Here is a 24,243-nt window from a genome sequence, read left to right as displayed (position 1 = left end):
GACAGCCCTCGCCCGCCGGCCGTTCCCCACAACGCCTGGAGCCTTCTCCCACGGGGCTTTCACCGGCCTGGCCCGGCCCTTGCTCTATGCTGCTCAAAGCGCTTCGGCGCCAACTCCCCAATAAGCACAAGAGCCAGGAGATAGACCATGCGTTACGCCCAACCCGGTACCCCCGGCGCCATCGTTTCCTTCAAGGCCCGCTACGGCAACTACATCGGCGGCGAGTTCGTCCCGCCGGTCAACGGCCAGTACTTCACCAACACCTCGCCGGTCAACGGCCAGCCCATCGCCGAATTCCCCCGCTCCGACGCCGCCGACATCGACAAGGCCCTCGACGCCGCTCATGCCGCCGCCGACGCCTGGGGCAAGACCTCGGTGCAGGACCGCTCCCTGGTGCTGCTGAAGATCGCCGACCGCATCGAAGCCAACCTCGAACTGCTCGCCGTCACCGAAACCTGGGACAACGGCAAGGCCGTGCGTGAAACCCTCAACGCCGACATCCCCCTGGCCGCCGACCACTTCCGCTACTTCGCCGGCTGCATCCGCGCCCAGGAAGGCGGCGCCGCCGAGATCAACGAGAACACCGTCGCCTATCACATCCACGAGCCACTGGGCGTGGTCGGCCAGATCATCCCGTGGAACTTCCCGCTGCTGATGGCCGCCTGGAAGCTGGCCCCGGCCCTGGCCGCCGGCAACTGCGTGGTGCTCAAGCCCGCCGAGCAGACCCCGCTGGGCATCAGCGTGCTGATGGAGCTGATCGGCGACCTGCTGCCGGCCGGCGTGCTCAACGTGGTGCAGGGTTTCGGCAAGGAAGCGGGCGAAGCGCTGGCCACCAGCAAGCGCATCGCCAAGATCGCCTTCACCGGCTCCACCCCGGTGGGCTCGCACATCCTCAAGTGCGCCGCCGCCAACATCATCCCCTCCACCGTGGAACTGGGCGGCAAGAGCCCGAACATCTACTTCGAGGACATCATGCAGGCCGAGCCGGCCTTCATCGAGAAGGCCGCCGAGGGCCTGGTGCTGGCCTTCTTCAACCAGGGCGAGGTGTGCACCTGCCCGTCCCGCGCCCTGGTGCAGGAATCCATCTACCCGGCGTTCATGGCCGAGGTGATGAAGAAAGTGAAGGCCATCAAGCGTGGGGACCCGCTGGACACCGACACCATGGTCGGCGCCCAGGCCTCCGAGCAGCAGTACGACAAGATCCTCAGCTACCTCGAGATCGCCCAGCAGGAAGGGGCGGAAGTGCTCACCGGCGGCGGCGTCGAGAAGCTCGAAGGCAACCTGGCGACCGGCTACTACATCCAGCCGACGCTGCTCAAGGGCAACAACAAGATGCGCGTGTTCCAGGAAGAGATCTTCGGCCCGGTGGTGGGCGTCACCACCTTCAAGGACGAGGCGGAAGCCCTGGCGATTGCCAACGACACCGAGTTCGGCCTCGGCGCCGGCCTCTGGACCCGCGACATCAACCGCGCCTACCGCATGGGCCGTGGCATCAAGGCCGGCCGCGTGTGGACCAACTGCTACCACCTGTACCCGGCCCATGCCGCCTTCGGTGGCTACAAGAAATCCGGCGTCGGCCGCGAGACCCACAAGATGATGCTCGACCACTACCAGCAGACCAAGAACCTGCTGGTGAGCTATGACATCAACCCGCTGGGCTTCTTCTAGAAAAGGCTCTCCTGACCTGCCGCGAACCTCGCAGGTCCAGGCCAGGAGAGGCCCCTTTTAAGTGAAAAACCAGGACCGGGCACCGATCAGGCGGCGCCCGGTCCGCTCCACCCCGGCTCCATCCGATTACAACAACAAGAAACGGTGAACACCATGTGCATCACGCCTCGCTGCTGCCCGCAGTCGGTGGTCCGTGCCCGCTCGGGCCACGCGCCGCCTCCCGCCTCTCCGATCCGTCGCCCCACTTCCCTCAAGGCAACCTCCGGAGACGCGCATGACAACCACTAACCAACTCAAACCCACCCTCGGCACCCTGCACCTCTGGGGCATCGCCGTCGGCCTGGTGATTTCCGGCGAATATTTCGGCTGGAGCTACGGCTGGGGCGCCGCCGGCACCCTCGGCTTCCTGGTCACCACGCTGCTGGTGGCGACCATGTACACCTGCTTCATCTTCAGCTTCACCGAACTGACCACCGCCATCCCCCACGCCGGCGGCCCCTTCGCCTACAGCAGCCGCGCCTTCGGTGAGCGCGGCGGCCTGATCGCCGGCATCGCCACGCTGATCGAATTCGTCTTCGCCCCACCGGCCATCGCCATGGCCATCGGCGCCTACCTCAACGTGCAGTTCCCCGAACTCGATCCCAAGCACGCGGCGGTGGGTGCCTACTTCGTGTTCATGACCCTGAACATCCTCGGCGTCAGCATCGCCGCCACCTTCGAACTGGTGGTCACCGTGCTCGCCGTGGCCGAACTGCTGGTGTTCATGGGCGTGGTGGCGCCGGGCTTCAGCTTCAGCAACTTCGTGCTCAACGGCTGGGCCGGCTCGGACACCTTCAGCAGTGCCTCGATCTCCGGCATCTTCGCTGCCATCCCCTTCGCCATCTGGTTCTTCCTCGCCATCGAGGGTGCGGCCATGGCCGCCGAAGAAGCCAAGGACCCGAAACGCACCATCCCGCGCGCCTACGTGGCCGGCATCCTCACCCTGGTGTTCCTCGCCATCGGCGTGATGATCATGGCCGGCGGCGTTGGCGACTGGCGCCAGCTGTCGGGGATCAACGACCCGCTGCCCCAGGCCATGAAGGCCGTGGTCGGCGAGAACTCCGGCTGGATGCACATGCTGGTGTGGATCGGCCTGTTCGGCCTGGTGGCCAGCTTCCACGGCATCATCCTCGGCTACTCGCGGCAGTTCTTCGCCCTCGCCCGCGCCGGCTACCTGCCCCGCGGCCTGGCCAAGCTGTCGCGCTTCCAGACCCCGCACCGCGCCATCATCGCCGGCGGCGTGATCGGCATCGCCGCCATCTACAGCGACGGCCTGATCAACCTGCAGGGCATGAGCCTGACCGCCGCGATGATCACCATGAGCGTGTTCGGCGCCATCGTCATGTACATCATCAGCATGCTCGCGCTATTCAAGCTGCGCGCCAGCGAACCGAACCTGGAGCGCACCTTCCGCGCCCCGGGCTACCCGGTGGTGCCGGCCATCGCCCTGCTGCTGGCGGTCGTCTGCCTGGTGGCCATGGCCTGGTTCAACACCCTGATCGGGTTGATCTTCCTCGGCATCATGGCCGTGGGTTTCGTCTGGTTCCAGTTCACCGCCCACCACCGCGCCAGCGCTCCCGCCGACGCGATGCTGACCCGCATCTGAGCCCCCAGGCCGGCCCCGCCGCAATGGCGGGGCCGGCACAGACAGGACGATCGACATGGCAGTTTTTTCCCACAGCGTCGGCGGCCAGACCTGGCGTTTCGACAGCCTCAAGGAGGTCATGGCCAAGGCCAGCCCGGCACGCTCCGGCGACTTCCTCGCCGGCGTCGCCGCCACCAGCGACGGCGAGCGCGTGGCCGCGCAGATGGCCCTGGCCGACATCCCGCTCAAGCACTTCCTCGACGAGGCGCTGATCCCCTACGAAGACGACGAAGTCACCCGCCTGATCATCGACGGCCACGACCGCGCCGCCTTCGCCCCGGTCAGCCACCTCACCGTCGGCGGGCTGCGCGACTGGCTGCTCGGCGACGTGGCCGACGAGGCCGCGTTGCGCGCCCTCGCCCCGGGGCTGACGCCGGAAATGGCCGCTGCGGTGTCGAAGATCATGCGCGTGCAGGACCTGGTGCTGGTGGCGCAGAAGATCCGCGTCGTCACCCGCTTCCGCAACACCATGGGCTTGCGCGGGCGCATGTCCACACGGCTGCAGCCCAACCACCCCACCGACGAGCCCGCCGGCATCGCCGCGAGCATCCTCGACGGCCTGCTCTACGGCAACGGCGACGCCATGCTCGGCATCAACCCGGCCACCGACAGCCTGTCGTCCATCTGCGCCATGCTGGAGATGCTCGACGCCATCATCCAGCGCTACGAGATTCCCACCCAGGCCTGCGTGCTCACCCACGTCACCACCTCGATCGAGGCGATCAACCGTGGCGTGCCGCTGGACCTGGTGTTCCAGTCCATCGCCGGCACCGAAGCGGCCAACGCCAGCTTCGGCATCAGCCTGGAAATCCTCCGCGAGGGTTACGAAGCCGGCCTCTCGCTGAAGCGCGGCAGCCTCGGCAACAACCTCATGTACTTCGAGACCGGCCAGGGCAGCGCGCTCTCGGCCAACGCCCACCACGGCGTCGACCAGCAGACCTGCGAAGCACGCGCCTATGCCGTCGCCCGCCACTTCGACCCCTTCCTGGTCAATACCGTGGTCGGCTTCATCGGCCCGGAGTACCTCTACAACGGCAAGCAGATCATCCGCGCCGGGCTGGAGGACCACTTCTGCGGCAAGCTCCTCGGCGTGCCCATGGGGTGCGACATCTGCTACACCAACCACGCCGAAGCGGACCAGGACGACATGGACATGCTGCTGACCCTGCTCGGCGTCGCCGGCATCAACTTCATCATGGGCATCCCCGGCTCCGACGACGTGATGCTCAACTACCAGACCACTTCCTTCCACGACGCCCTCTACGCCCGCCAGAGCCTGGGCCTGCGCCCGGCCCCCGAGTTCGAGGCCTGGCTCGAGCGCATGGGCATCGCCAGCCAGCAGGGTGGCCGCGTGCGCCTGGGCGAGCAGGTGCCGCCCGCCTTCCGCCAGGCCCTGGCACAGCTCACCTGAGGAGACCCGATGAGCGACGACAAACGCCCCGCCCTCGACAACCCCTGGCGCGAGCTGCGCAACCTCACCCCCGCGCGCATCGCCCTCGGCCGCGCCGGCACCAGCCTGCCCACCGGCGCCCAGCTGGATTTCCAGTTCGCCCACGCCCAGGCCCGCGACGCCGTGCACCTGCCCTTCGACCGCGCGGCCCTGGCCGCCGAGCTGGCCACACGCAACCGCGACAGCCTGCTGCTGCACAGCGCAGCGGCGGACCGCCACACCTACCTGCAGCGCCCGGACCTGGGCCGGCGCCTGGACGACGACTCGGCCCAGCGCCTGCGCCAGCACGCCGAGGCCAATCCCGACGGCTATGACCTGGCGCTGGTGATCGCCGACGGCTTGTCGTCCCTCGCCGTGCAACGCCACGCCCTGCCCTTCCTCCAGCGTTTCGAGGAACAGGCGGCGGAAGATGGCTGGCGCACGGCCCCCATCGCCCTGGTGGAACAGGGCCGCGTGGCGGTGGCGGATGAAGTGGCCCAATTGCTCAAGGCGAAGATGGTGGTGATCCTCATCGGCGAACGCCCCGGCCTCAGCTCCCCCGACAGCCTCGGCCTGTACTTCACCTGGGCGCCCCGCGTCGGCCTCACCGACGCCAGCCGCAACTGCATCTCCAACGTCCGCCTGGAAGGCCTCTCCTACGGCCTGGCCGCCCACCGCCTCCTCTACCTGATGCGCGAAGCCATCCGCCGCCAGCTCTCCGGGGTCAACCTCAAGGACGACTCCCAGGTGCCGATGCTCGACGGTACCGAGCAACCCGTGCGGGGGAATTTCTTGCTGGAAAGCTACCCCCCGGCGCAGTGAAGCGGCTAGCAGGTCGGGGCGCAGTGGCCCGTGAAGCTGTGCCCCGGCCGAACTACCGCATGTCATCGTCAAAGCCCCGAAACCAAGCAATGGCTGTGCGGGGTTGGAAGCTATCCGGGCAGAGCGAAGATGGCCTCGATCTCTATGCCGACTTCAGAGGAGAAAAGCCCCGCGACACGCACAAGGGAACTTGCAGGACGGGAATCTCCATAACGACGACTCAACACTTCTCGCAAAGCGGCAACATCCTCCAGGGACGTCACGTAGATCGTGATCTTGACCAGCTCCTTCATGCCAATTCCCTCGGCTTCCGTGACTCGCTCCAACTGGTCGAAGATTGCTTCCGCCTGTTCCGCCATTGGCCCACCCTGGGCCGGCGTACCAAATGCTGTCATTCCGGAAAGGTAGAGCGTCCGATCATGCCTTACCGAAACGGAGTAAGGCCCTGCGGGGGCGGGTAACGTGGCGTAGTTCGCTCGGCTCAGCGTCTCGATGGACTCTCCGTTGTTTGCAAGATCCGTGGCCGCATTGACAAGCGCCGGCAGGCTCATTCCTGCTAGCAGGCAAGTGAGCATCAGTCCATTCATTCGGCAACTCCTTTGTCGAAAGTACCGCCAGGGGCGGGTTGTGCGATTTTCGGGCGTGGGTTTCTCCCCTCCACGGTACGGCGAAGCAGGACGTAGAAAAGGGGGGTGAACAGGAGGCCGAAAAAAGTGACCCCAAGCATCCCGGAAAAGACCGTGATACCCATTGCCCTGCGCATTTCAGCTCCAGCGCCGGTGGCCAGGACAAGGGGAGCAACCCCCATGACGAAGGCGAACGACGTCATCAGGATTGGACGAAGGCGCATGCGACAGGCCTCCAGGACCGCTTCTAGCCGGTTCACGCCACACGCCTGCCTGGCCCGGGCGAACTCGATGAGGAGGATCGCGTTCTTGCAGGCCAGCCCCACCAGTACGATAAGACCGATCTGCGTGAAGATGTTGTTGTCCCCACCACTGACCACAACGCCCGCCAATGCCGAGAACAGCGTCATCGGCACGATCAGAATGACAGCCAACGGCAGGCTCCAGCTCTCATACAGGGCCGCCAGCACGAGAAAGACCAGTAGAACGCACAGTGGGTAGACCAGGTTCGTAGAGGTGCCGGCGAGAATCTGCTGGTAGGTCAGCTCAGTCCACTCGTACGCCATGCCCTGCTCCAGCTCTGTCTTCAGCAACGCCTCGAAAGCAGCCTGCGCCTGGCCGGTGCTGTAACCCGCGGCGGGGCCCCCTGTGATCTCGGCCGAAAGGAAACCGTTGTAATGCATCACCCGGTCGGGTCCTGCTGCGAGCCGAACATCGACGAAAGAGGCAAGCGGGACCAGCACCCCCTGCTCATTGCGAACCTTGAGGAGGCCGATCTGCCCTGGCTCTCCCCTGAAGCCTTGCTCCGCTTGCACATGCACCTGATAGGTGCGACCAAATCGGTTGAAGTCGTTGGCGTAGACCGATCCCATGTAGATCTGCAACGTGTCGAAGACCTCGCTTATCGCGACACCGTGGGTCCGTGCCTTGTCCCGATCAACTACGACGTCTATCTGCGGTGCGCTGATCTGGTAGCTGGAGAACATGCCCTCCAGTTCCGGTAGCTGTCGGGCCTTATCCAGAAGCCTCTGGGTCTGCCGATAAAGCGCCTCATGTCCGAGGCCAGCCCGATCCTCGATCTGGACCTTGAACCCGCCTATGGTCCCCAGGCTCTCCACTGGAGGGGGAGGCACCACAAGGACGAACGCATCCTCGATGTCCCCGTAGCGCGCATTGAGGGATCGGGCGATGGAGACATCGGAGAGGTCGCCGCCACGCTCAGCGAAGGATTTCAGCGGGATGAACATCAACCCTGCGCTAGAGCTGTTGACGAAGCCGTTTATCGATAGGCCGCTGAAGCTCACCGTATTGGCCACACCGGGTTGTTCCAGGGCAAGTTCGGACATTTTCAGGATCACCCGCTCCGTGCGCTCCAGGCTCGCCCCCTCCGGAAGTTGCGCGAAAGCGACCAGATACTGCTTGTCCTGCTGGGGAATGAACCCCATTGGAATCCGCTCGAACCCCAGATAGCCAAGGCCGACAAGCACGACGTACAGGAGCAGTGCGAGGCTTCCTCCTCGAAGAACCCGTGCCATACCGCTCACGTAAGCATCACTTGCATGCTGGAAAAAACGGTTGAAGGGGCGGAAGAGCCATCCGCCAAAGGCACGATAAATCCCCCGGCTCAGCGGATCGCGCCCCTCGGAAGGCGGCTTGAGCAACATCGCGGCCAATGCGGGAGACAACGTCAGGGAATTGATCGCGGAGATGACCGTCGAGATAGCGATAGTCAAGGCGAACTGCTTGTAGAACTGCCCCGTGAGTCCGGAAATGAAAGCCGTCGGAATGAAGACCGCGCACAGCACCAGGGAGGTCGCAATGATGGGGCCAATGACCTCCTCCATCGCCCGTTGAGTGGCTGCCTTCGGCTCCAGGCCCAGTGCGATGTTACGCTCAACGTTTTCCACGACAACGATCGCATCGTCGACGACGATGCCAATCGCCAGCACCAGGCCGAACAGTGAAAGCGCGTTTATCGAGAAACCAAGCAATTGCATCACGGCGAAGGTGCCGATCAGCGAAACGGGCACGGCAGCCAGCGGGATGATGGACGCACGCCAATTCTGCAGGAAGAGCACCACCACCAGCACCACCAGTACCAGTGCTTCCAGCAGGGTCAGGACTACAGCCTTTATCGAGCCTCGAACGAAAACGGTCGGATCGTACCCAATGGAATGCTTGATGCCCTGAGGGAACGCTTCGGCCAGTTCGGCCATGCGGTTACGGAGCTTGTCCGAGAGTTCGATCGAGTTGGCGTCGGCCTCCTGGAAGACTTGTAAAGCTGCCGATGGCTGGCCATCCAGATGCGCACTCAGTGAATACTGGTTCGCCCCGAGTTCAATGCGAGCGACATCCCTGAGGTGAACCACATTCCCAGAGCCGGCGGAACGGATGACGATGCGCTCAAACTCATCCTCTGCCACCAGACGACCCTGCGAACGTATCTGCAGTTGGAATGCCGAGCCATCCGCCGCAGGAGGAGCACCAAGCGCACCGATGGCAACTTCCCGGTTCTGGTCACGTATCGCCTGAACGACATCCATCGAACCGAGTCCGTAGGACGCGACCTTGTCCGGGTCCAACCAGACCCGTAGCGAATAATCGCCCATGCCCAACAGGCGTATGTCGCTTACACCCTCGATCTTGAAAAGCTCATCAATGATGTGGATCGTCATGTAGTTGGAGAGGTAGATCGGATCGTACTGTCCGGACGGGGAATAGAGATGAATCACCTGAGCCAACGCAGGCGAGGTCTTGTCGACCGTAATCCCGAGGCGTTGGACATCGACGGGCAACTGGGACGAGGCACGGCTGACTCGACTTTGAACCTGAACCAGCGCGCTATCGAGATCCGTACCTAGGGCGAAGGTCAGCGTCAAGGTCATGACCCCGTCTGCTGTCGACTGAGAGCTCATATACAGCATGCCCCTGACACCGGACAGTGCCTGCTCCAAGGGTGACGCCACCGTTGCTCCCAGAGTTTCAGGACTGGCACCTGGAAACTGTGCGCGCACCACGACAGTGGGAGGAACAACCTCCGGGTACTCGCTGACCGGCAACTGGAAAAGCGAAAGGGCTCCGGCGATCAGCATGAGGATCGACAAGACAGCGGCGAAGATGGGCCGACCAATGAAAAAGCGAGAGAACGCCATCTTGCTAGTTCTCCGAAGCAGACATGAGCGTCACATTGTCAGTGCGCTCATCCTGAGCAACGCCCTGTGCAACAGTTCGGGTCGAGTCGGACGGTTCTCGTATCTCGGCACTCGTTGGAACGTCATCGATCACCATCATCATCGTCCGGGGCGAGACTTTCGCACCGGGTCTGGCACGCTGCAGTCCACTGACCACGACTACATCCCCCCCTTGAGGCCACTACGTACGATACGTAGCCCTTCCTGCTTGGGCCCCAGTTCGACCTCTCGGTAGCTCAGGACCCCGTCCCCTCCCAGAACCAGCACATAGCGCTTGCCCAGATCGACACCAATGGCTTCATCCCTGATCATGGCTGCCTCATAGGATGCGAGCCCCTGCAACTTCAGCCGCACATACAGTCCCGGAATCAGCGTTCCTGCCGCATTGTCGAGGACTGCACGGGCCCTGAGAGTTCCTGTTAGAGGGCTCACCTGATTGTCGATAAAGTCCAAATGCCCCCTATGCGCTTCTCCCGCTCTTCCAGTCAGCTCAACATGTACAAGAGCGGGCTCCCCTGCATTTAGCAGTTCACTGGAAAGCCTGAGATAGGTGCCTTCGTCCATATCGAAATAGGCATAAAGATTCCTGGTTCCGAGTAGCGTCGTGAGAAGGGTGGAGTCGGCACTCACAAGGTTGCCAACCGTCACGTTCGCAGTACTGAGGCGCCCATCGATAGGGGCTGTGATGCGTGTGTACCCCAAGTTGAGACGAGCCGCCTCGACCTGGGCCTGAATCGCTGCCACCTCCGCACCAGCCTGCTCGGCGGCCGCTCGGCGAGCCTCGGCCAGCTCGGTCGACATGGCACTCCTCGCCTTGAGACGATCACCACGCCGAGCCTCGCTTTCAGTACGCGTACGTATGGCAACGGCTTGACGGAGACGCGCCTCGAGGCGCTGGACCTCGACTTCGAACGGGCGAGGGTCGATACGAAACAGCACCTCGCCTTTCCTGACGGTAGCGCCATCCCGGAACAAAACGTCCACGACAGGACCAGACACTCGTGGACGCAGCTCAACCACCTCCGGGGCTTCGAGGCGCCCCGAAAACTCCTCCCAGTCGTCGACCTTTCTTGTGACTACCTCAGCAACACCGACCACCGGGAGCTCAAGCGACACATCCTGTTGCTTAGCCTCGCAGGCAACCAGAGTGACCAGGAACGCCAGGAGCGCGAACCTCCCGGAGTGCGAACGGATCGAGCGCATGAATTACTCCTTGTGCTGTTGGTGCACCGAAAAGGGGGGAACTCCGTTCGATGCTTTATCCCTTGCTGTCAGCGGTTTGCTCTGCCAGCCAGCTATCGTGCAGCCACTTCTCGGTCTTCCTTTTTCCAGGAAAAGTGATCCACACGATGTCGCGCTCGAAGATCATCGGCTTCTCGTCGCTGCCGACGATGATCCAGAACCAGCGACCATCGGCCAGGTTGCGGGCCTTCACCTTCATTCCGGTCAACGTGACCGTCTTCTTTTGGCCGTCGCGAACTACCTCGATGGCCTCATCGTGAGGATCTATCCAACTGATCTTCATCCGGGCGAGCAGGTCAGGGGCGGATCGCTGCAGAAAATCACGCGCCACCTGCTCCGAACGCTCACGAGAGGGCAAGGGCTTTCCTGCCAAATCCAGAGAAATGTTGGCGAAGCCCTTAAGCTCACCGGTCTCGGATACAACAGTGCTGAAATGCTCGCCGCCCAACTCGGCATTGCGTCCATCCATGCGCTGATAACGAGTCAATACAACCCGCTCACCATCCATGGTGACCTCGCGAGCAGAAACGTATGCATGCGAGTTGGGGATGGAAATCGAATCCGTATCGGACTTCATTGCGTTTATCTCCTTGGACACTGACTCGGAAGCAAAGGAATTGGCCGCCACCAGGGTCGTCAGGAAAGCGGTGAATACCCAACGGTTCCATTGGTTCATGTTGGAGCTCCTTCTATTTAGTTGTTCTCGTGGCTGCCTTTCTTTGAAAGCTCGTGGCAGAGGCGAGCAGGCTCGCTCTGCACCCACAGGAGGGCACCGAGACTTATGAGAATCAGTGTCATGTGTACCGACTGTATGGCCCCTTGTTTGAGCCAATAGCCGAACCACAGCCCACCGCAGATGAAGAAAAGCCAGAGCAGAAGAAAGCAAGTCAGTGCGATCAATGCCAAGTTGCGCGCCTGATCGAGACTCGAAAGGCTACGTCGCCGCCAAGCCCGCACATACCCGAGCGCAGCAACCCATAGAAAAACCGCGATGAGCATCTGACTGGTCGCGACGACCATCAGCAACGGCTCTGCCCACTCGATCGGCCACGCTCTCGATAGAAGAGCGCCGCCGAGCACCTGCTCTTCCTTGAGCAAGGCCATGGAAAGGGTGTTGCCCAAGTGCAGGATGTTGGTATCGGGATCGAACAGGTTATTGATCACAGCGATACTCAGCCAAGAGGCCAAACCCACGAGAACGGCCAGGCGGCCGAAAATAAACGAGTGGAAGAACATATCAGCCCCCTTGCCGATCAGAAGCCGCATGCATTAACGGCCATGCCCGCAGTCTGGCTATCTCGACCAGAGCAGGATCGACAGCGACCACTCGTGGATGGCCAACACTCTCCAGAAGGGAAAGATCGGAAAGATGGTCACCGTAGGCATAGCAATCGCCAGGCTTGGCTCCCCGTTCCAGCATCAGTTGATTGGCCGCCTCCCATTTCCCAGTACCGATTGTCTGTGGAGCCGCCAACCTCCCCGTGTAGCGGCCTGCTTCTACTTCAAGGCGGGTTGCCAGCACTTCGTTCACGCCCAGGTATTCGGCCAACGGTCGGAGGATCTCCGTAAGCGAGCCCGACACGAACACGATGCCCACTCCATCTTCTTGGTGTTGCCTCAATGCCCTCAGCGTTGTGTCGACAAAGAATCCCGGCCTTTCTTTTTCTATCGAGAACCATGCATCGGCAGCCTCAATGACCCGTGACCGCTCATGCCCCTGGAAGACCTCATAGAAGGAACGGTTTACAGCAGCTCGATCAGCGCCCTGGCTCATCAGTTGCCCAAGGCGGTCGACTTCTTGCTGCTCAGCCTGTGCGCCGTTTGCAGCTCCCAGCTGGCGGAGTAGGTAGAAAGCTCGAAAACTGAACATGCTTTTGATGTCGATAAGCGTTTCATCTACATCAAAAAAAGCGAGACGAGGTAAGTTCATGGTCGCGTCCTTGCTGGCACTGACGCTTAGTCAATGCCAGCAACAGGCCCTCTCTCTGATAAGGGATTGGCTAAAGATTTACGCCGAGTGCATTCTCGACAGGCACGATGCCCAGCCGTCGACGCAGCCACTGAAGCTGGGCAGCTAGAGCGCTGGCTGCGAGCCTGCACTCTCGAACACCAATGAGCTTGGCATCCATGACGCTGAACCTAACCGTCATACCAGCAACCGCTTGCTCTCCTTGCCAGACCTCCATGTCGGCATGCACGTCCACCCGATCGGGTCGAGGCTGTGTCATCTCTAGAAGTCGATAACGGATTTCCGCCGGGAGGGGAAAGGCGAATGCCAAAAAACGCATGGCCATTTCGTTGAGCACAAAATAGCGCTCAACTGATTGGAAGTCCGCGAGGTGGAACCTCTCCGTTACCGCCAGGAACATCTGGCGACACGCTTCGGTTAACACCATCCCCTGAACGTGCTGGCCAGTCAGATGGTCGAGCATCAACTCATTGTTTGCGTCCAGCAGCAGGCCTGCGACAAAGACATCTCCACGTCGCTCGGGTGTCGAAATCAGTACGTTCTGCTTCTTGCGCTTATGCGAAAGCCGGACGCTTGCAGGCTCTTGTTCGGCCCATGCACGCCAGTGACGGAACTCTTCTACGTACCCCAGTTCAAGCGCCATGTCATGAAGCTGATCGATCTGCTCGGAGGAAAGACCTTGTCCAGCAACAAACCTCGAGCCTTTCAGCTGAACAACACCCCTGCCACCCAACGATTGGCGGAGCGCGCTGCTGGTAAGCACATTACGCTGTTTCGAGAACACCTCGAATCGATCAGCGACAACCAGATAAATGCCCATATCGAGACTCCTTGTCAGACTATCCACTGCAGCTAGCTGAGATCCGTCGGCATCCTTGATCATCTGCAACTACCTGCGCGCAGCATTGAACGATTACCGCGCACGCCTTCTACTCTCGGTGGCGCTGTACATCGCGGCAGCCGCTATGCATGACGCCAGTACCAGAAACAGAGCCGAGTCCTTCCAGGCCCCACCCAGGCGTACGACCCACGGGGCCAAGCTCGCGCCCAGGAACAGGAAAAAGGTATAGAGAGCCACGGCAAGCCCCCTCGACGCCTCCGGAGCACGTGTCGAGGTAGAGGCGATAAGACCGGGCACACTGATACCGATGCCGGCCACGAATACCACGCTGGATGCCAGCAACCAGAAGAGGCTGTGCTCCCCTACCACCGCAACAAGGAACAAGCCGAGGGCCGAAACGGCCAGACCTGAGCTGGCGACGCGGTTCGCGCCCCATCGCTGGATAGCCCCCGCAACCGCAAGAGGTGCAAAGAGTCCTGGCAAGGCAACTGCCCGCGCGAACAGCGGATCGATCCCCTGCCCGAGGCCAGAGAGCAATCGCCGATCCAGATCCACATAAAAGGCCACGAACGCCATGAGCAGCAGCGAAGCAGGGACGTAAACGCGGCGCAGCTGGGGATCGGAGAGGAGTTGGAAGAGAGGTCGGTAAATCGACAGCAAGTGCCCGGGCGCTCCGGTCTTCCGAAGACCGTTGCGACTGCTCAGCAGCGTTATGGCAGTGATGATGTAGATAGCTGACAACGGGACCATTGCCAGGCCGAATCCCCAGGTCGCAGCGACGAGGCTTCCATACAACTGCCCCAGAAGTCCTGCAGTGAGAAACGCCGTACTCAACCAGGCGACGCCCCATGCCCGCTGACGGGGGCTGCCATGTTCGGACAGATAGGCGATGGCGACAGGCGGGTATGAAGCGGCGGCGAGTCCCTGAAGGGCACGCATTGCCAGGAAAGCCTTCGAAGACGACACAAAAACCATGGCTGCAGAAGCGACAGCCAGAACCACCAAGCCGGTTACCAGCACAGCGCGGCGCCCCAACCTGTCGGACAGTGGCCCAAAGATCAAGAAGCCGCACGCATAGCAGACGCTGAACACCATCAAAGAGAGGCCAACCCCTCCGAGCGGAAGTTGGTAGTCCTGGGCCAACCGCGCGAGGATCGGTACAGGGACGTAAAGCAGTGATACAACCGCCACGGCACAAAGGATCATCTGCACAACCAAAGAGGTGGCAGGGGCCGTCGCATGACTGGAATTTATGTGCATTGCTACATATCTCTTCGAGCCAGGAGTTTCAGTACAGGTGGCCTCGCCGCGCGGAACTCCTGGCAAGGCATACGGACTTCTGAAGCTTGCTACATGCCTAGACGAATGAAACGCGGTCAGCCGGTTCCGTTGCCCGAGGTGCGCAACGCCAACGCAGGGCCCACCTTCACCATGAGCTTGGCCAAGCTGGCACGCTCCTTCTCAGTAAACGCGCTCATCAGCTCGGCTACCCACTCGTAATGTCGGGGGAGGACCCTCGCCAAGGCAGCCTCACCCTCGGGCGTCAGGCGAACGATCCACAAGCGGCCATCCAGGGGGTCTTCGTGTTTGCTGCACAGCCCATTTGCCTCCATCTTCGCGACAGCGCGGGTCATGGTCTGCGAGGCAACGGAGACGCCTTCCGCGAGCGCGCCGACCGTCAGCCCTTCCGGGTTGCGCTTGAGCAGCAGCAACACAAAGAAGTTCGTCTGTGACAGGCCGTGCCTGGCCAGGTTCTCATCGAATGCCGACAGCATCTGGTTGGTGGCCGAGGCCCAGGTCAGCCAGGTGTGAAGCCCTTCTACATCCGGGTTCCCATACTCGTCGGCAAATCGGGCCAGCGTGTCCCGGGATGGAAGGTCCTTGAGTTCGAACATGTTTTCTGTGTCCTGCTTTGTAGCTTGCTACATACCTTGAGAGGCGACTGCGGCCACGTCAACCCGTCGACAGGGGGCCGGATCGAGCACAGCCACTGCGCGTTGCCTCGCCTGCCGGTGCCCGGAACAGCGCAGCGACAGGCAGCCGGCTCGTGGCTGCGTAGTACCTGCTCCTGCCGTCGAAAGACCCGAACCAGAAGCCTGGACAGTCGTTCCCGACCTCCTGGGGTCAGTCGCCCCTTCGACTCCGGATACTGCGTCAGGGACGTCTCGGCGCATCTCCTGCCTAGCCACGGAGCGCAGATTCTCCCACCCACCGTCGAACCTTGGCCTACAGAACTGGAGCCATTTTCCAAAGACCAGAAGCGACGCCGAAGTTCCAATCCCACAGGCGCGGATCGGGCAAGCCGATCTTTTTCCCGCCCGGCAGGTCGAAAGACGGACATTGGACACACCCCGCAGTTCATCGCTGGACAAGCGCCGCGACCCAGCCATGCTGTCTGCTCGTCCCGCAGCCATTCGACAGGACTCCCCATGACCGACCTTTCCTCCTTCCCCATCACCCACAAGTGGCCCGCCCAGCATCCCGACCGCCTGCAGCTCTACTCGCTGCCCACGCCCAACGGGGTGAAGGTGTCGATCATGCTCGAGGAAATCGGCCTGCCCTATGAGGCGCACAAGGTCAGTTTCGACACCAATGACCAGCTGTCCCCCGAGTTCCTCTCCCTCAACCCCAACAACAAGATTCCCGCCATCCTCGATCCGGACGGCCCCGGTGGGCAGCCCCTGGCGCTGTTCGAGTCCGGCGCCATCCTGCTGTACCTGGCAGAGAAGAGCGGGCGCCTGATCCCCGATGACGCCGCCGGGCGCTACGAGGCCATCCAGTGGCTGATGTTCCAGATGGGCGGCATCGGCCCGATGTTCGGCCAGCTCGGCTTCTTCAATAAATTTGCCGGCAAGGACTACGAGGACAAGCGCCCGCGCGACCGCTACGTCGCCGAATCCAAGCGTTTGCTCGGCGTGCTCGACCGCCGCCTGCAAGGGCGTGACTGGATCCAGGACGACTACGGCATCGCCGACATCGCCACCTTCCCCTGGGTGCGCAACCTGATCGGCTTCTACGAGGCCGGCGAGCTGGTGGGCATCGACGGTTTCGCCAACGTCACCCGCGTGCTGGAGGCCTTCCTCGCCCGCCCGGCAGTGGCCCGTGGACTGAAGATTCCGGGGTGATCTGCGCCCCGCTACCGGACGGTGCGCGCGCCGTCCGGGAAGACGTACACTGCCAGCCCCTACCCGGTTCCCCGCCCAAGCAGGTGCCAATGGACCCGAACACCCCCAAGCCCATCCACAGGCTCAACGAGCAAGGCTACGAGCTGCTGGTCAACGCCGTGGTCGACTACGCCCTGTACATGCTCTCGCCCGAGGGCGAGATCATCAGCTGGAACGCCGGCGCGGAGCGGATCAAGGGCTACAGCGCCGAGGAAGCCATCGGCCAGCACCTGTCGATGTTCTTCACCGAGGAAGACCGCGCAGCCAACCGCCCCGCCCACCTGATCGCCACCGCGCTCAATACCGGGCGCGCCCAGGACGAAGGCTGGCGGGTGCGCCGTGACGGCACGCGCTTCTGGGCCCTAGCGGTGATGGACGTGGTGCGCGACCACGACGGGCGGATCATCGGCCTGGCCAAGATCACCCGCGACATGACCGAACGCCACGAGTCCGAGCTGCACCTGCAAGGCCTGCGCGCGCAGCTGTTCCAGGCGCAGAAGCTGGAAGCCCTGGGCCAGCTCACCGGCGGCATGGCCCACGACTTCAACAACCTGCTCACGGTGATCATCGGCGCCTCGGCGCTGGCCGGCCGCACCCAGGACCCCAAGCGCATCAAGGAACTGCTCGGCAGCATCCACGAGGCCGGCCTGCGCGGCAGCCACCTGACCCAGCACCTGCTCTCCTTCGCCCGCCAGCGCGACCAGCAACAGCAAGTGGTGCAGCTGGAAAACACCCTGCATTCGGCGCAGATGTTCTTCAGCCAGGCGCTGCCCAAGGGCATGACCCTGGAGCTGCAGCTGTGCCCGCCGCTGCACCCCATCCTGGTGGACCCGAGCCAGCTGGAGATGACCCTGCTCAACCTCATCTTCAATGCCCGCGACGCCATGGAGCAGGACGGCAGCATCGTGCTGCGCGCGGAGAACCGCACCCTGACCGGCGAGTGGGACGAGCTGACCGGCGAATTCCTGATCATCTCGGTGCGCGACAGCGGCAGCGGCATCCCGCCGGACGTGCTGCCGCGCATCTTCGAGCCCTTCTTCACCACCAAGGGGCTGGGCAAGGGCACCGGCCTGGGCCTGAGCCAGGCCTACGGCTTCGTGCGCCAGCACGGCGGAACCATCCGCGTGGACAGCGAACCGGGGCGCGGCACCACCATGACGCTGTGCCTGCCGGCGCTGCTCTACCAGGCCCCCTGAAAGGTGCCGCCGCGCACAGGAACTACTTCAGAAGGCACGACTCTATCGCTGATAGTGACCCGGCAGCGTAGAATCGCCGGGATCAAGGCCGACCCGCCCATGACCGGACGCAATGCGCAGTGCCGGCCAGCCAGGCTCCCGAGCAGGCACGTCGGCCCTCTCAAGCGAACATCCAGATGAGGCAGGCCAGAACTTGGAACAGCTAAAACGCCTTCAGAGCGGCATCGAGGGGCTGGATGCCCTGTTGAAGGGTGGCTTGGTTGCCGGCGCGTCCTACATCGTCCAGGGCCGTCCCGGATCGGGCAAGACCATCCTCGCCAACCAGATCGCCTTCAACCACGTGCGCGACGGCGGGCGCGTGCTGGTCGCCACGCTGCTGGCCGAAACCCATGAGCGACTGTTCCAGTTCCTCTCCACCCTGAGCTTCTTCGACGCCTCGCAGATCGGCGCGCAGATCCAGTTCGTCAGCGCCTTCGACACGCTGGAGAACGAAGGCCTGGACGAGGTGGTCAAGCTGCTGCGCCGCGAGATCAGCCGGCAGAAGGCCACGGTGCTGATCGTCGACGGCCTGCTCAATGCCCGCTCCAAGGCGGATACGCCGCTGGACACCAAGAAATTCATCGGTGAGCTGCAGGGCCACGCCGCCTTCGCCGGCTGCACCGTGCTCTTCCTCACCAGCGCCCGCCTCGACGACGGCAGCCCCGAGCACACCATGGTCGATGGCGTCATCGAACTGGGCGAAGAGCTGTTCGGTGCCCGCTCGGTGCGCCGCATCCAGCTGCGCAAGACCCGTGGCAGCGGTGCGCTGTCCGGCCTGCACGAGTGCGAAATCACCGACGACGGCCTGGTCGTCTACCCGCGCCTGGAAACCCTCTACAGCCGCCCCACGCGCCCCGACAGCGCCGACCTGCAGCGCATCTCCAGCGGCATCGGCGGCCTCGATGCGCTGATCGACGGTGGCCTGGCGCGCTCCTCGGCCACCCTGGTAATGGGCCCGGCCGGCGTCGGCAAGACCAGCCTCGGCATCAGCTTCCTCGCCCAGTCCACCCCCGAGGAGCCCGGACTGCACTTCGGCTTCTACGAGTCCCCAGAGCGCCTGCGCATCAAGGCACGCAGCATCGGCATCGACCTGCAGCCCCTGGAAGACAGCGGCGCCCTGCACCTGAAGTGGCAACCCACCACCGAAGGCCTGCTCGACGGCCTCGGAGCGCGGCTGATCAAGACCGTGGTTGAGAAAGGCATCAAGCGCGTGCACATCGACAGCCTCGGCGGCATGGCCCGCGTCGCCAGCAACCAGTCGCGCCTGGTGGAGTTCTTCAGCGCCCTGATGAACGAGCTGCGCGCCCTCGGCGTCACCGTCCTCGCCACCTGGGAGATGCGCGACCTGTACAGTGCCGACATCAATGCCCCGGCGCCGGAGCTGTCGAGCATCGTCGACAACCTGGTGCTGATGCGCTACGTGGAAATGAACTCTGAACTGAAACGCCTGCTGTCCATTCTCAAGATGAGGGACAGCCGTTACGACCCCTCCCTGCTGGAGGTCGTTATCCACGACCATGGAATCAACCTCGACAAGGCCTTCAAGCATGCGACGGCAGTCATGTCGGGGGCGGCAACGCCCAATCCCGGCAACTGAAACACGCCAACTGGTCAGTGCCTAATGACAACGATCCTGGTAGTCGATGACGAGTATCTGATTGCAGATATCCTGGCCTTTGCGCTGGAGGACGAAGGCTACATGGTGGTCAAGGCCGGCAACGGCCGCAGGGGGCTGGAAGTTCTCGATCGCGAGCGCCCGTCCCTGGTCATCACCGACTTCATGATGCCGATCATGGACGGCCTGGAGTTCGCCCAGGCGATCCGCGCGCGCACGCAATCCCCCGATCTGCCGATCATCCTCATGAGCGGCGCCCAAGGAAGCGTCGGCCGCGACCGCAGCGACCTGTTCGCCGCCGTCTTCGACAAGCCCTTCGACATCAACGCCGTGATCGCCACGGTCGCGCAACTGATCGGCCCCAGCGACGGCCAGGCCTGAACCGCCCCGCTCCGTCCGCCGCCCATTGCCAGCGTCACCCGCGTCCCGGAAACTGCCGGCTTTCAGCCCCCAGCGGAGACCGCCGTGTCCACCCAAGAACTCGCCAGCGACCCTACCTGGGTCCAGATCTGCCAGGCCGTCGCCCTCGACCCGCAGCGCCGCTTCACCTCCCGCCAGGCCGTGCTGGGCAGCCCCGACGCCCTCGAAGCCACGCTCTATCGCGCCGACCCCGACGATGCCGACGCCGATGAAGAAGACCTCGGCGATGCCCGCGTACTGATCACCGGCGTCTTCCAGCCCCCCGCCGAATGGAGCGACAGCGAGCGCGAGGAGTATTACGACGACAGCGACCCCGCGCAGTTCTTCAGTGCCCTGATCGAATGCATCGCCGCCCCCGCCAGCCGCGCCTACTTCACCGCCGAAGCCGGCGACCAGGTGGCCGTGAACACCCCCGAGGGCGCCATCGAGATGTACTTCCTCTACGAAATCTTCGAAGACGAAGACGGCCACCACGCCGTGCTCATCCGCGACACCGAAGCCTTGTTCTGAGGCGACGCAGCGGCGGTTTCAGGGCCGCCCTTTCGCGAATGAATTCCACAAGGGCGGCGGCGCTGCGCGCCACTTGGCGACTAAAGTCGCCCCTACAAAGGCTCTCGCCACCGCACGGGCAAGACCGCCGTGTAGGGTGGATGACGCTCTTTTCATCCACCAAGGGAGCGGTGACGGGCCATGTCGCCAGGCGCTTCGCGAGCCCGTAGCCCGGACTTCAGTCCGGGGCTCCGATCGCGAATGAATTCCCACACAAGGGCGGCGGCGCTGCGCACCGCTTGGCGACTGACGTCGCCCCTGCAGGAGCTTTCGCAGAGCTCGCTCCTACGGGCTCAACGACTCAACGGCCGCGCCCGGCCAATACGGCGGTGGCGCCCTGGGCCTTGCGGCAGTACCAGATGACGCGGCTGACGCCCCGGGTGATGGCGACATAGGCCAGGCGCAGGCTTTCGTCACGCATGGCCTGGTCGTAGCTGTTGCGGAAGAATCCGCAGCGGGCATACAGGGCGTTGCGCAGCGGGTGCGCCTCCGTGGGCAGGCAGTCGTCGACGATCACCGCCACCTCCGCCTGCAGGCCCTTGGCGCGGTGGATGCTGTAGGCCTTCACCGGCAGCGCCGGGTCCAGTTGCGCCTGGATGCTGCGCAGGGCTTCGTTGCGACGGCCGAGCAGGAGCACGGCGGTGCGCTCGCCGCTGCCACGCTCCTCGACATGGCGGCACTGGGCCTGGATGTCGGCGACCAGGTTCGGCAGCCCGGCGGCCAGGTCGAAACCCTGCACCAGGCGCACGCCGTCCTCCAGCTGGGCGACCTTCACCGCGCGGCTGCTCTTCTCCTGTTTGAAGGCGACGCCCCCGAGTACCGCCTCGCCGTCGCGCACCACCGTTTCGATGGAGCGGTAGTTGGTTTCCAGCAGCAGCACCTTGCTCTTCTTCGCCTTGCCCTTGCCGGGGAAATGGCGGTCGAAATCCATGAACAGCTCGGGCGAGCTGCCGCGCCAGCCGTAGATGGACTGCCAGTCGTCGCCGATGGCCATCAGGCTCGGTGCCCGGCGCGAGCGTGCCAGCTGGCGGTGCACGGCCTGCAGCCACTGGACGATCTGCGGGGAGATGTCCTGGAACTCGTCGATCAGCAGGTGCGTCAGCGGCTCCAGCAGCGCGGCGTCGAGGCTGCCGGCCTGCAGGCGCTGAGTGAGCTCGGCGAAGGCATCGTTGAAGGTCATCGCGCCGCGCTCGCGCAACAGCGCCTGGAAGCGCGCCCAGAAGGGCTGCAGGGCTTCGATGAACAAGCGCTCCTGGGGCGGGCAAGTGAGCTTGGCCGGCTGCAACTGATCGATGCGCAGGCCGATGCTTTCGATGAACCCGGCCTGGGCATGGAAGGCCTCGGGCAGCGGCAGCGCGGTCAGCTCGCCGGCCAGGCGCAACGCATCACGGGGCGCCTGGCCGATGGTGGCGCCCTCCTCCTCCGCCGGTTCAGCCAGCCCCAGCAGGCGGTGCACCCGCTGGCGGAACCCGGCATCGGCGGCGTAGCAGGCCTGGTAGGCCTCCTCCAGCAGGCGTTGCTGGGCCGGGCGCAGGCGGCCGGCGGCGAGGGGGTTGTCCGGCTCCGCGCTGGGGTCGCGGTCGTCCAGCTGCTCGAACCAGGCGGGGTTGCCCAGGGCCCCCTTGGCCAGCACGCCCATGGCCGAATGGAAGGTGCGCACGCACTGCCGCGCCTGGGTGGCGTCGAAAGCGAATTCCCAGAAGCCGAGCACCCGCTGCAGCTGGTCGCGCAGCTGCGCACAGGAGGCGTTGGTAAAGGAAATGACGGTGAGCTTGCCGGGCTCGATGCCCAGGTGGCAGAGCATGAACACCACCCGCAGCACCAGGGTGGTGGACTTGCCGGAGCCGGCCCCGGCGAAGATGCGGGTGACCGGCGCGCGGCCGAGGATCATCGCCCACTGCTCGTCCGAAGGCGCAGCCACCACGCCAGCGGCCACGGCGGCGGCGACCTTCTCGCGCATGGCCTCGGCGGCACCGGCGCTTTGCCGCAGGGGGCCGCCGTAGATGCCGTCGTTCTGGACCTCAGCCGCCGGCGCAGCGACCCCGCCCGGTTCCTTGGGGGTGGATTTCTTGCCGCTCGAACGGCCCTTGGGCGTGCTGGTGGCACCCTTGCGGCTGCGTCCACGGGGCTTCTTCTGCGCCTGGGCGGCCATGGCCTGCGCAGCCTCGCGCTCTTCGCGCAGGTAGGCGGTGGTACGGGGAAAATAACGCGCCAGCGCTCCGGAGAGCAGCGACTTGTAGCGCTTGACGGCAGACAGCATCCAAAGGGTCCGGGAAAGCGAATAACGGGGCGCGATGATAAGGGCTTTGCCCCTGCGCCGTCAGTTGCTGGCCCCTGGCCAACCGGCGGCAAGGCCTTGCCCCGCGCCGGCAATGCGGCGCCGCGCACATTCCCGAACAAAAGGCCGGAAGCCTTCTGCAGCGGGGCTTTCACGAATATGGCCCGATCCCTGCACCAAAGCGGCGCATCCTCTGCATCCAGGGAAAGGCCATGACCATCATCTCCAACAGCTCGCCGCTGGCGACCTACCTCGCCAGCGCCACCAAGCCGTCCACCACCGGCACCAGCGGTTCCACTTCCGGCACCACCACCGGCACCGATGGCAAGGCCACCGACAAGCCGGCGGACCCCATCGCCGAGCTGCGCCAGTTCGCCGCCAACCTGGTGGCCCAGGGGCGCGGCGGGCTGATGAACGCCATGGCCGGCAACACCAGCAACGTGCTGAGCAACGCCAGCGCCGCGACCAGGGCCGGGCTAAATGGCGGCAATGGCGCGCAGATGCAGCTGCCGGACGTCTCCACCCTGGACCGCGACGACGCCGCCAAGATGCTGACCCAGGTGCAGAAGCTGCTCGACAAGGGCCTGGAAGGCGCCTTCTCCTTCGTCGGCGTGAATGGCGACAAGCAGACCAGCTCGCTGGAGACCTACCGCGACTGGCTGCAGGCCAAGGGCGGCATCAGCATCTACGCCTGAGCCTCAGCGCAGGGCCTCGGTCAGCAGCGGCAGGTAGCGCGGGTGCAGGGAGATGTCGTTGTGGCCCGCGCCGTCCAGCACCTCCAGCCGTGCCACGCCGGGGGCGAAGGCCGCCGCCAGGCGCTCGCTGCTGTCACGGGGGATGACTTGGTCGTCGCTGGCCAGCATCAGCAACGTCGGCACGTGCAAGGCGCCGACGACATCCGCCGAGCGGTAGTGATCCCGTAGCAACCCGCGCACCGGCGCCCAGGGGAAGCGCCCGGCGGCGACGTTCTCGATGCTGTCGTAGGGCGTGATCAGCACCAGCCGGCTCACCGGCCGCTTGCCCGCCAGCTGTACGGCGACGCCCGAGCCCAGGCTGCGCCCCACCAGCGCCACCTGCTCGTGGCGGTCGCGGATGTGGTCGTAGAGCAATTCGGCATCCCGCAGGATCAGAGCCTCCGACGGCTCGCCGGAACTGCCGCCATAACCCGGGTAGTGCATCAGGTAGAGCGCGCGGTCGGGGAAGGCCTCGGCCAGCTGTTCCAGGTTCAGCGACACATCCTCGCCATTGCCACCGAAGTACAGCAGCGCCTGCGCGCCGGGCCGTGGCCGCACCGTGACCACCAGCCGCCCTTCCGGTACCGCCAACTCCAGGGTGTTCTCCGGCGCCTGCACCGCGCGGGGCTGGGGAAAGTAGAGGAGGTTGCGCTGGAACAGGAAGAGCATGAGGCAGATGGCCAGGTACAGCCCGGCGACAAGGGCGAGGGTTACGAGCAGGGTGCGCGTCATGGAGGGCTCCGAAGGTGTTCCCCCGCGCTGGGCGCGGGGGCGTT

At 64.0% G+C, this 24,243-nt stretch carries 21 protein-coding genes; 10 read left to right on the top strand and 11 right to left on the bottom strand.

What is annotated here, in order from left to right:
* The first annotated feature begins 147 nt into the window (after positions 1–147).
* The 4 genes from exaC (at position 148) to eutC (ending at position 5,603) form a co-directional block, all read left to right on the top strand.
* Positions 148–1,668 (top strand): acetaldehyde dehydrogenase ExaC, encoded by a 1,521-nt coding sequence (gene exaC / locus PSm6_RS14445; RefSeq protein WP_265170437.1) that lies wholly within the window; start codon positions 148–150, stop codon positions 1,666–1,668.
* Positions 1,669–1,942: 274 nt separating this feature from the next.
* The gene (gene eat / locus PSm6_RS14440; protein WP_021219343.1) at positions 1,943–3,313 is read left to right on the top strand and encodes an ethanolamine permease; all 1,371 of its coding nucleotides are present in this window, start codon (positions 1,943–1,945) and stop codon (positions 3,311–3,313) included.
* Positions 3,314–3,368: 55 nt separating this feature from the next.
* Complete coding sequence (locus PSm6_RS14435) at positions 3,369–4,763, top strand: ethanolamine ammonia-lyase subunit EutB (protein WP_265170436.1); 1,395 nt, start codon at positions 3,369–3,371, stop codon at positions 4,761–4,763.
* A gap of 9 nt (positions 4,764–4,772) precedes the next feature.
* Entirely contained in the window at positions 4,773–5,603 is an 831-nt protein-coding gene (eutC, locus tag PSm6_RS14430; protein WP_265170435.1) for an ethanolamine ammonia-lyase subunit EutC, read from the top strand.
* A 110-nt stretch (positions 5,604–5,713) separates the two neighbouring features.
* Here eutC and PSm6_RS14425 read toward each other — a convergent pair whose 3' ends face one another.
* The 9 genes from PSm6_RS14425 to PSm6_RS14385 form a co-directional block, all read right to left on the bottom strand.
* Positions 5,714–6,190, bottom strand: coding sequence for a RidA family protein (locus PSm6_RS14425; protein WP_265170434.1), 477 nt, complete (start codon positions 6,188–6,190; stop codon positions 5,714–5,716).
* Positions 6,187–9,381 (bottom strand): efflux RND transporter permease subunit, encoded by a 3,195-nt coding sequence (locus PSm6_RS14420; protein WP_265170433.1) that lies wholly within the window; start codon positions 9,379–9,381, stop codon positions 6,187–6,189. Before PSm6_RS14420 ends, PSm6_RS14425 begins: the two co-directional genes overlap by 4 nt.
* 198 nt (positions 9,382–9,579) lie before the next feature.
* Complete coding sequence (locus tag PSm6_RS14415; protein WP_265170432.1) at positions 9,580–10,623, bottom strand: efflux RND transporter periplasmic adaptor subunit; 1,044 nt, start codon at positions 10,621–10,623, stop codon at positions 9,580–9,582.
* A 55-nt stretch (positions 10,624–10,678) separates the two neighbouring features.
* Positions 10,679–11,338, bottom strand: a complete 660-nt coding sequence (locus tag PSm6_RS14410) for a hypothetical protein (protein WP_265170431.1) — start codon at positions 11,336–11,338, stop codon at positions 10,679–10,681.
* A 17-nt stretch (positions 11,339–11,355) separates the two neighbouring features.
* Positions 11,356–11,928 carry a DUF2165 family protein gene (locus tag PSm6_RS14405; RefSeq protein ID WP_236206087.1) on the bottom strand — a complete coding sequence of 191 codons (573 nt, stop codon included), beginning with the start codon at positions 11,926–11,928 and terminating at the stop codon, positions 11,356–11,358.
* Positions 11,900–12,592: an HAD family hydrolase gene (locus tag PSm6_RS14400; RefSeq protein WP_265170430.1), complete on the bottom strand. Its 693-nt coding sequence runs from the start codon at positions 12,590–12,592 to the stop codon at positions 11,900–11,902. Before PSm6_RS14400 ends, PSm6_RS14405 begins: the two co-directional genes overlap by 29 nt.
* Positions 12,593–12,662: 70 nt before the next feature.
* Entirely contained in the window at positions 12,663–13,514 is an 852-nt protein-coding gene (locus PSm6_RS14395) for an AfsA-related hotdog domain-containing protein (protein WP_265170429.1), read from the bottom strand.
* 30 nt (positions 13,515–13,544) lie between these two features.
* Positions 13,545–14,732 carry an MFS transporter gene (locus PSm6_RS14390; protein ID WP_265170428.1) on the bottom strand — a complete coding sequence of 396 codons (1,188 nt, stop codon included), beginning with the start codon at positions 14,730–14,732 and terminating at the stop codon, positions 13,545–13,547.
* A gap of 116 nt (positions 14,733–14,848) precedes the next feature.
* Positions 14,849–15,367, bottom strand: a complete 519-nt coding sequence (locus PSm6_RS14385; protein ID WP_265170427.1) for a MarR family winged helix-turn-helix transcriptional regulator — start codon at positions 15,365–15,367, stop codon at positions 14,849–14,851.
* Between the two features lie 534 nt (positions 15,368–15,901).
* Here PSm6_RS14385 and PSm6_RS14380 point away from each other — a divergent pair.
* The 5 genes from PSm6_RS14380 (at position 15,902) to PSm6_RS14360 (ending at position 20,416) form a co-directional block, all read left to right on the top strand.
* A complete protein-coding gene (locus tag PSm6_RS14380) occupies positions 15,902–16,597 on the top strand; it encodes a glutathione S-transferase N-terminal domain-containing protein (protein WP_021219350.1) in 696 nt (231 codons plus the stop codon).
* An 89-nt stretch (positions 16,598–16,686) separates the two neighbouring features.
* A complete protein-coding gene (locus PSm6_RS14375; protein WP_043243798.1) occupies positions 16,687–17,832 on the top strand; it encodes a two-component system sensor histidine kinase NtrB in 1,146 nt (381 codons plus the stop codon).
* Between the two features lie 193 nt (positions 17,833–18,025).
* Positions 18,026–19,468, top strand: coding sequence for an ATPase domain-containing protein (locus PSm6_RS14370; protein WP_021216741.1), 1,443 nt, complete (start codon positions 18,026–18,028; stop codon positions 19,466–19,468).
* A 24-nt stretch (positions 19,469–19,492) separates the two neighbouring features.
* Entirely contained in the window at positions 19,493–19,867 is a 375-nt protein-coding gene (locus PSm6_RS14365) for a response regulator (protein ID WP_021216742.1), read from the top strand.
* A gap of 84 nt (positions 19,868–19,951) precedes the next feature.
* Positions 19,952–20,416: a hypothetical protein gene (locus tag PSm6_RS14360; protein WP_021216743.1), complete on the top strand. Its 465-nt coding sequence runs from the start codon at positions 19,952–19,954 to the stop codon at positions 20,414–20,416.
* A gap of 340 nt (positions 20,417–20,756) precedes the next feature.
* Here the strand turns inward: PSm6_RS14360 and PSm6_RS14355 are convergent, their stop codons facing one another.
* Entirely contained in the window at positions 20,757–22,715 is a 1,959-nt protein-coding gene (locus tag PSm6_RS14355) for a DEAD/DEAH box helicase (protein ID WP_265170426.1), read from the bottom strand.
* 230 nt (positions 22,716–22,945) lie between these two features.
* Between PSm6_RS14355 and PSm6_RS14350 the strand changes: the two genes are divergently transcribed.
* Complete coding sequence (locus tag PSm6_RS14350) at positions 22,946–23,428, top strand: hypothetical protein (RefSeq protein WP_021216745.1); 483 nt, start codon at positions 22,946–22,948, stop codon at positions 23,426–23,428.
* A 3-nt stretch (positions 23,429–23,431) separates the two neighbouring features.
* Here the strand turns inward: PSm6_RS14350 and PSm6_RS14345 are convergent, their stop codons facing one another.
* Positions 23,432–24,199: an alpha/beta hydrolase gene (locus tag PSm6_RS14345; protein ID WP_265170425.1), complete on the bottom strand. Its 768-nt coding sequence runs from the start codon at positions 24,197–24,199 to the stop codon at positions 23,432–23,434.
* Positions 24,200–24,243: the final 44 nt, after the last annotated feature.

It is taken from the genome of Pseudomonas solani, assembly GCF_026072635.1.
In the GTDB taxonomy this organism is placed as follows: domain Bacteria; phylum Pseudomonadota; class Gammaproteobacteria; order Pseudomonadales; family Pseudomonadaceae; genus Metapseudomonas; species Metapseudomonas solani.
Note: the sequence above shows the minus strand (reverse complement) of the source record. Positions and strands in the feature narration are given on the sequence as shown.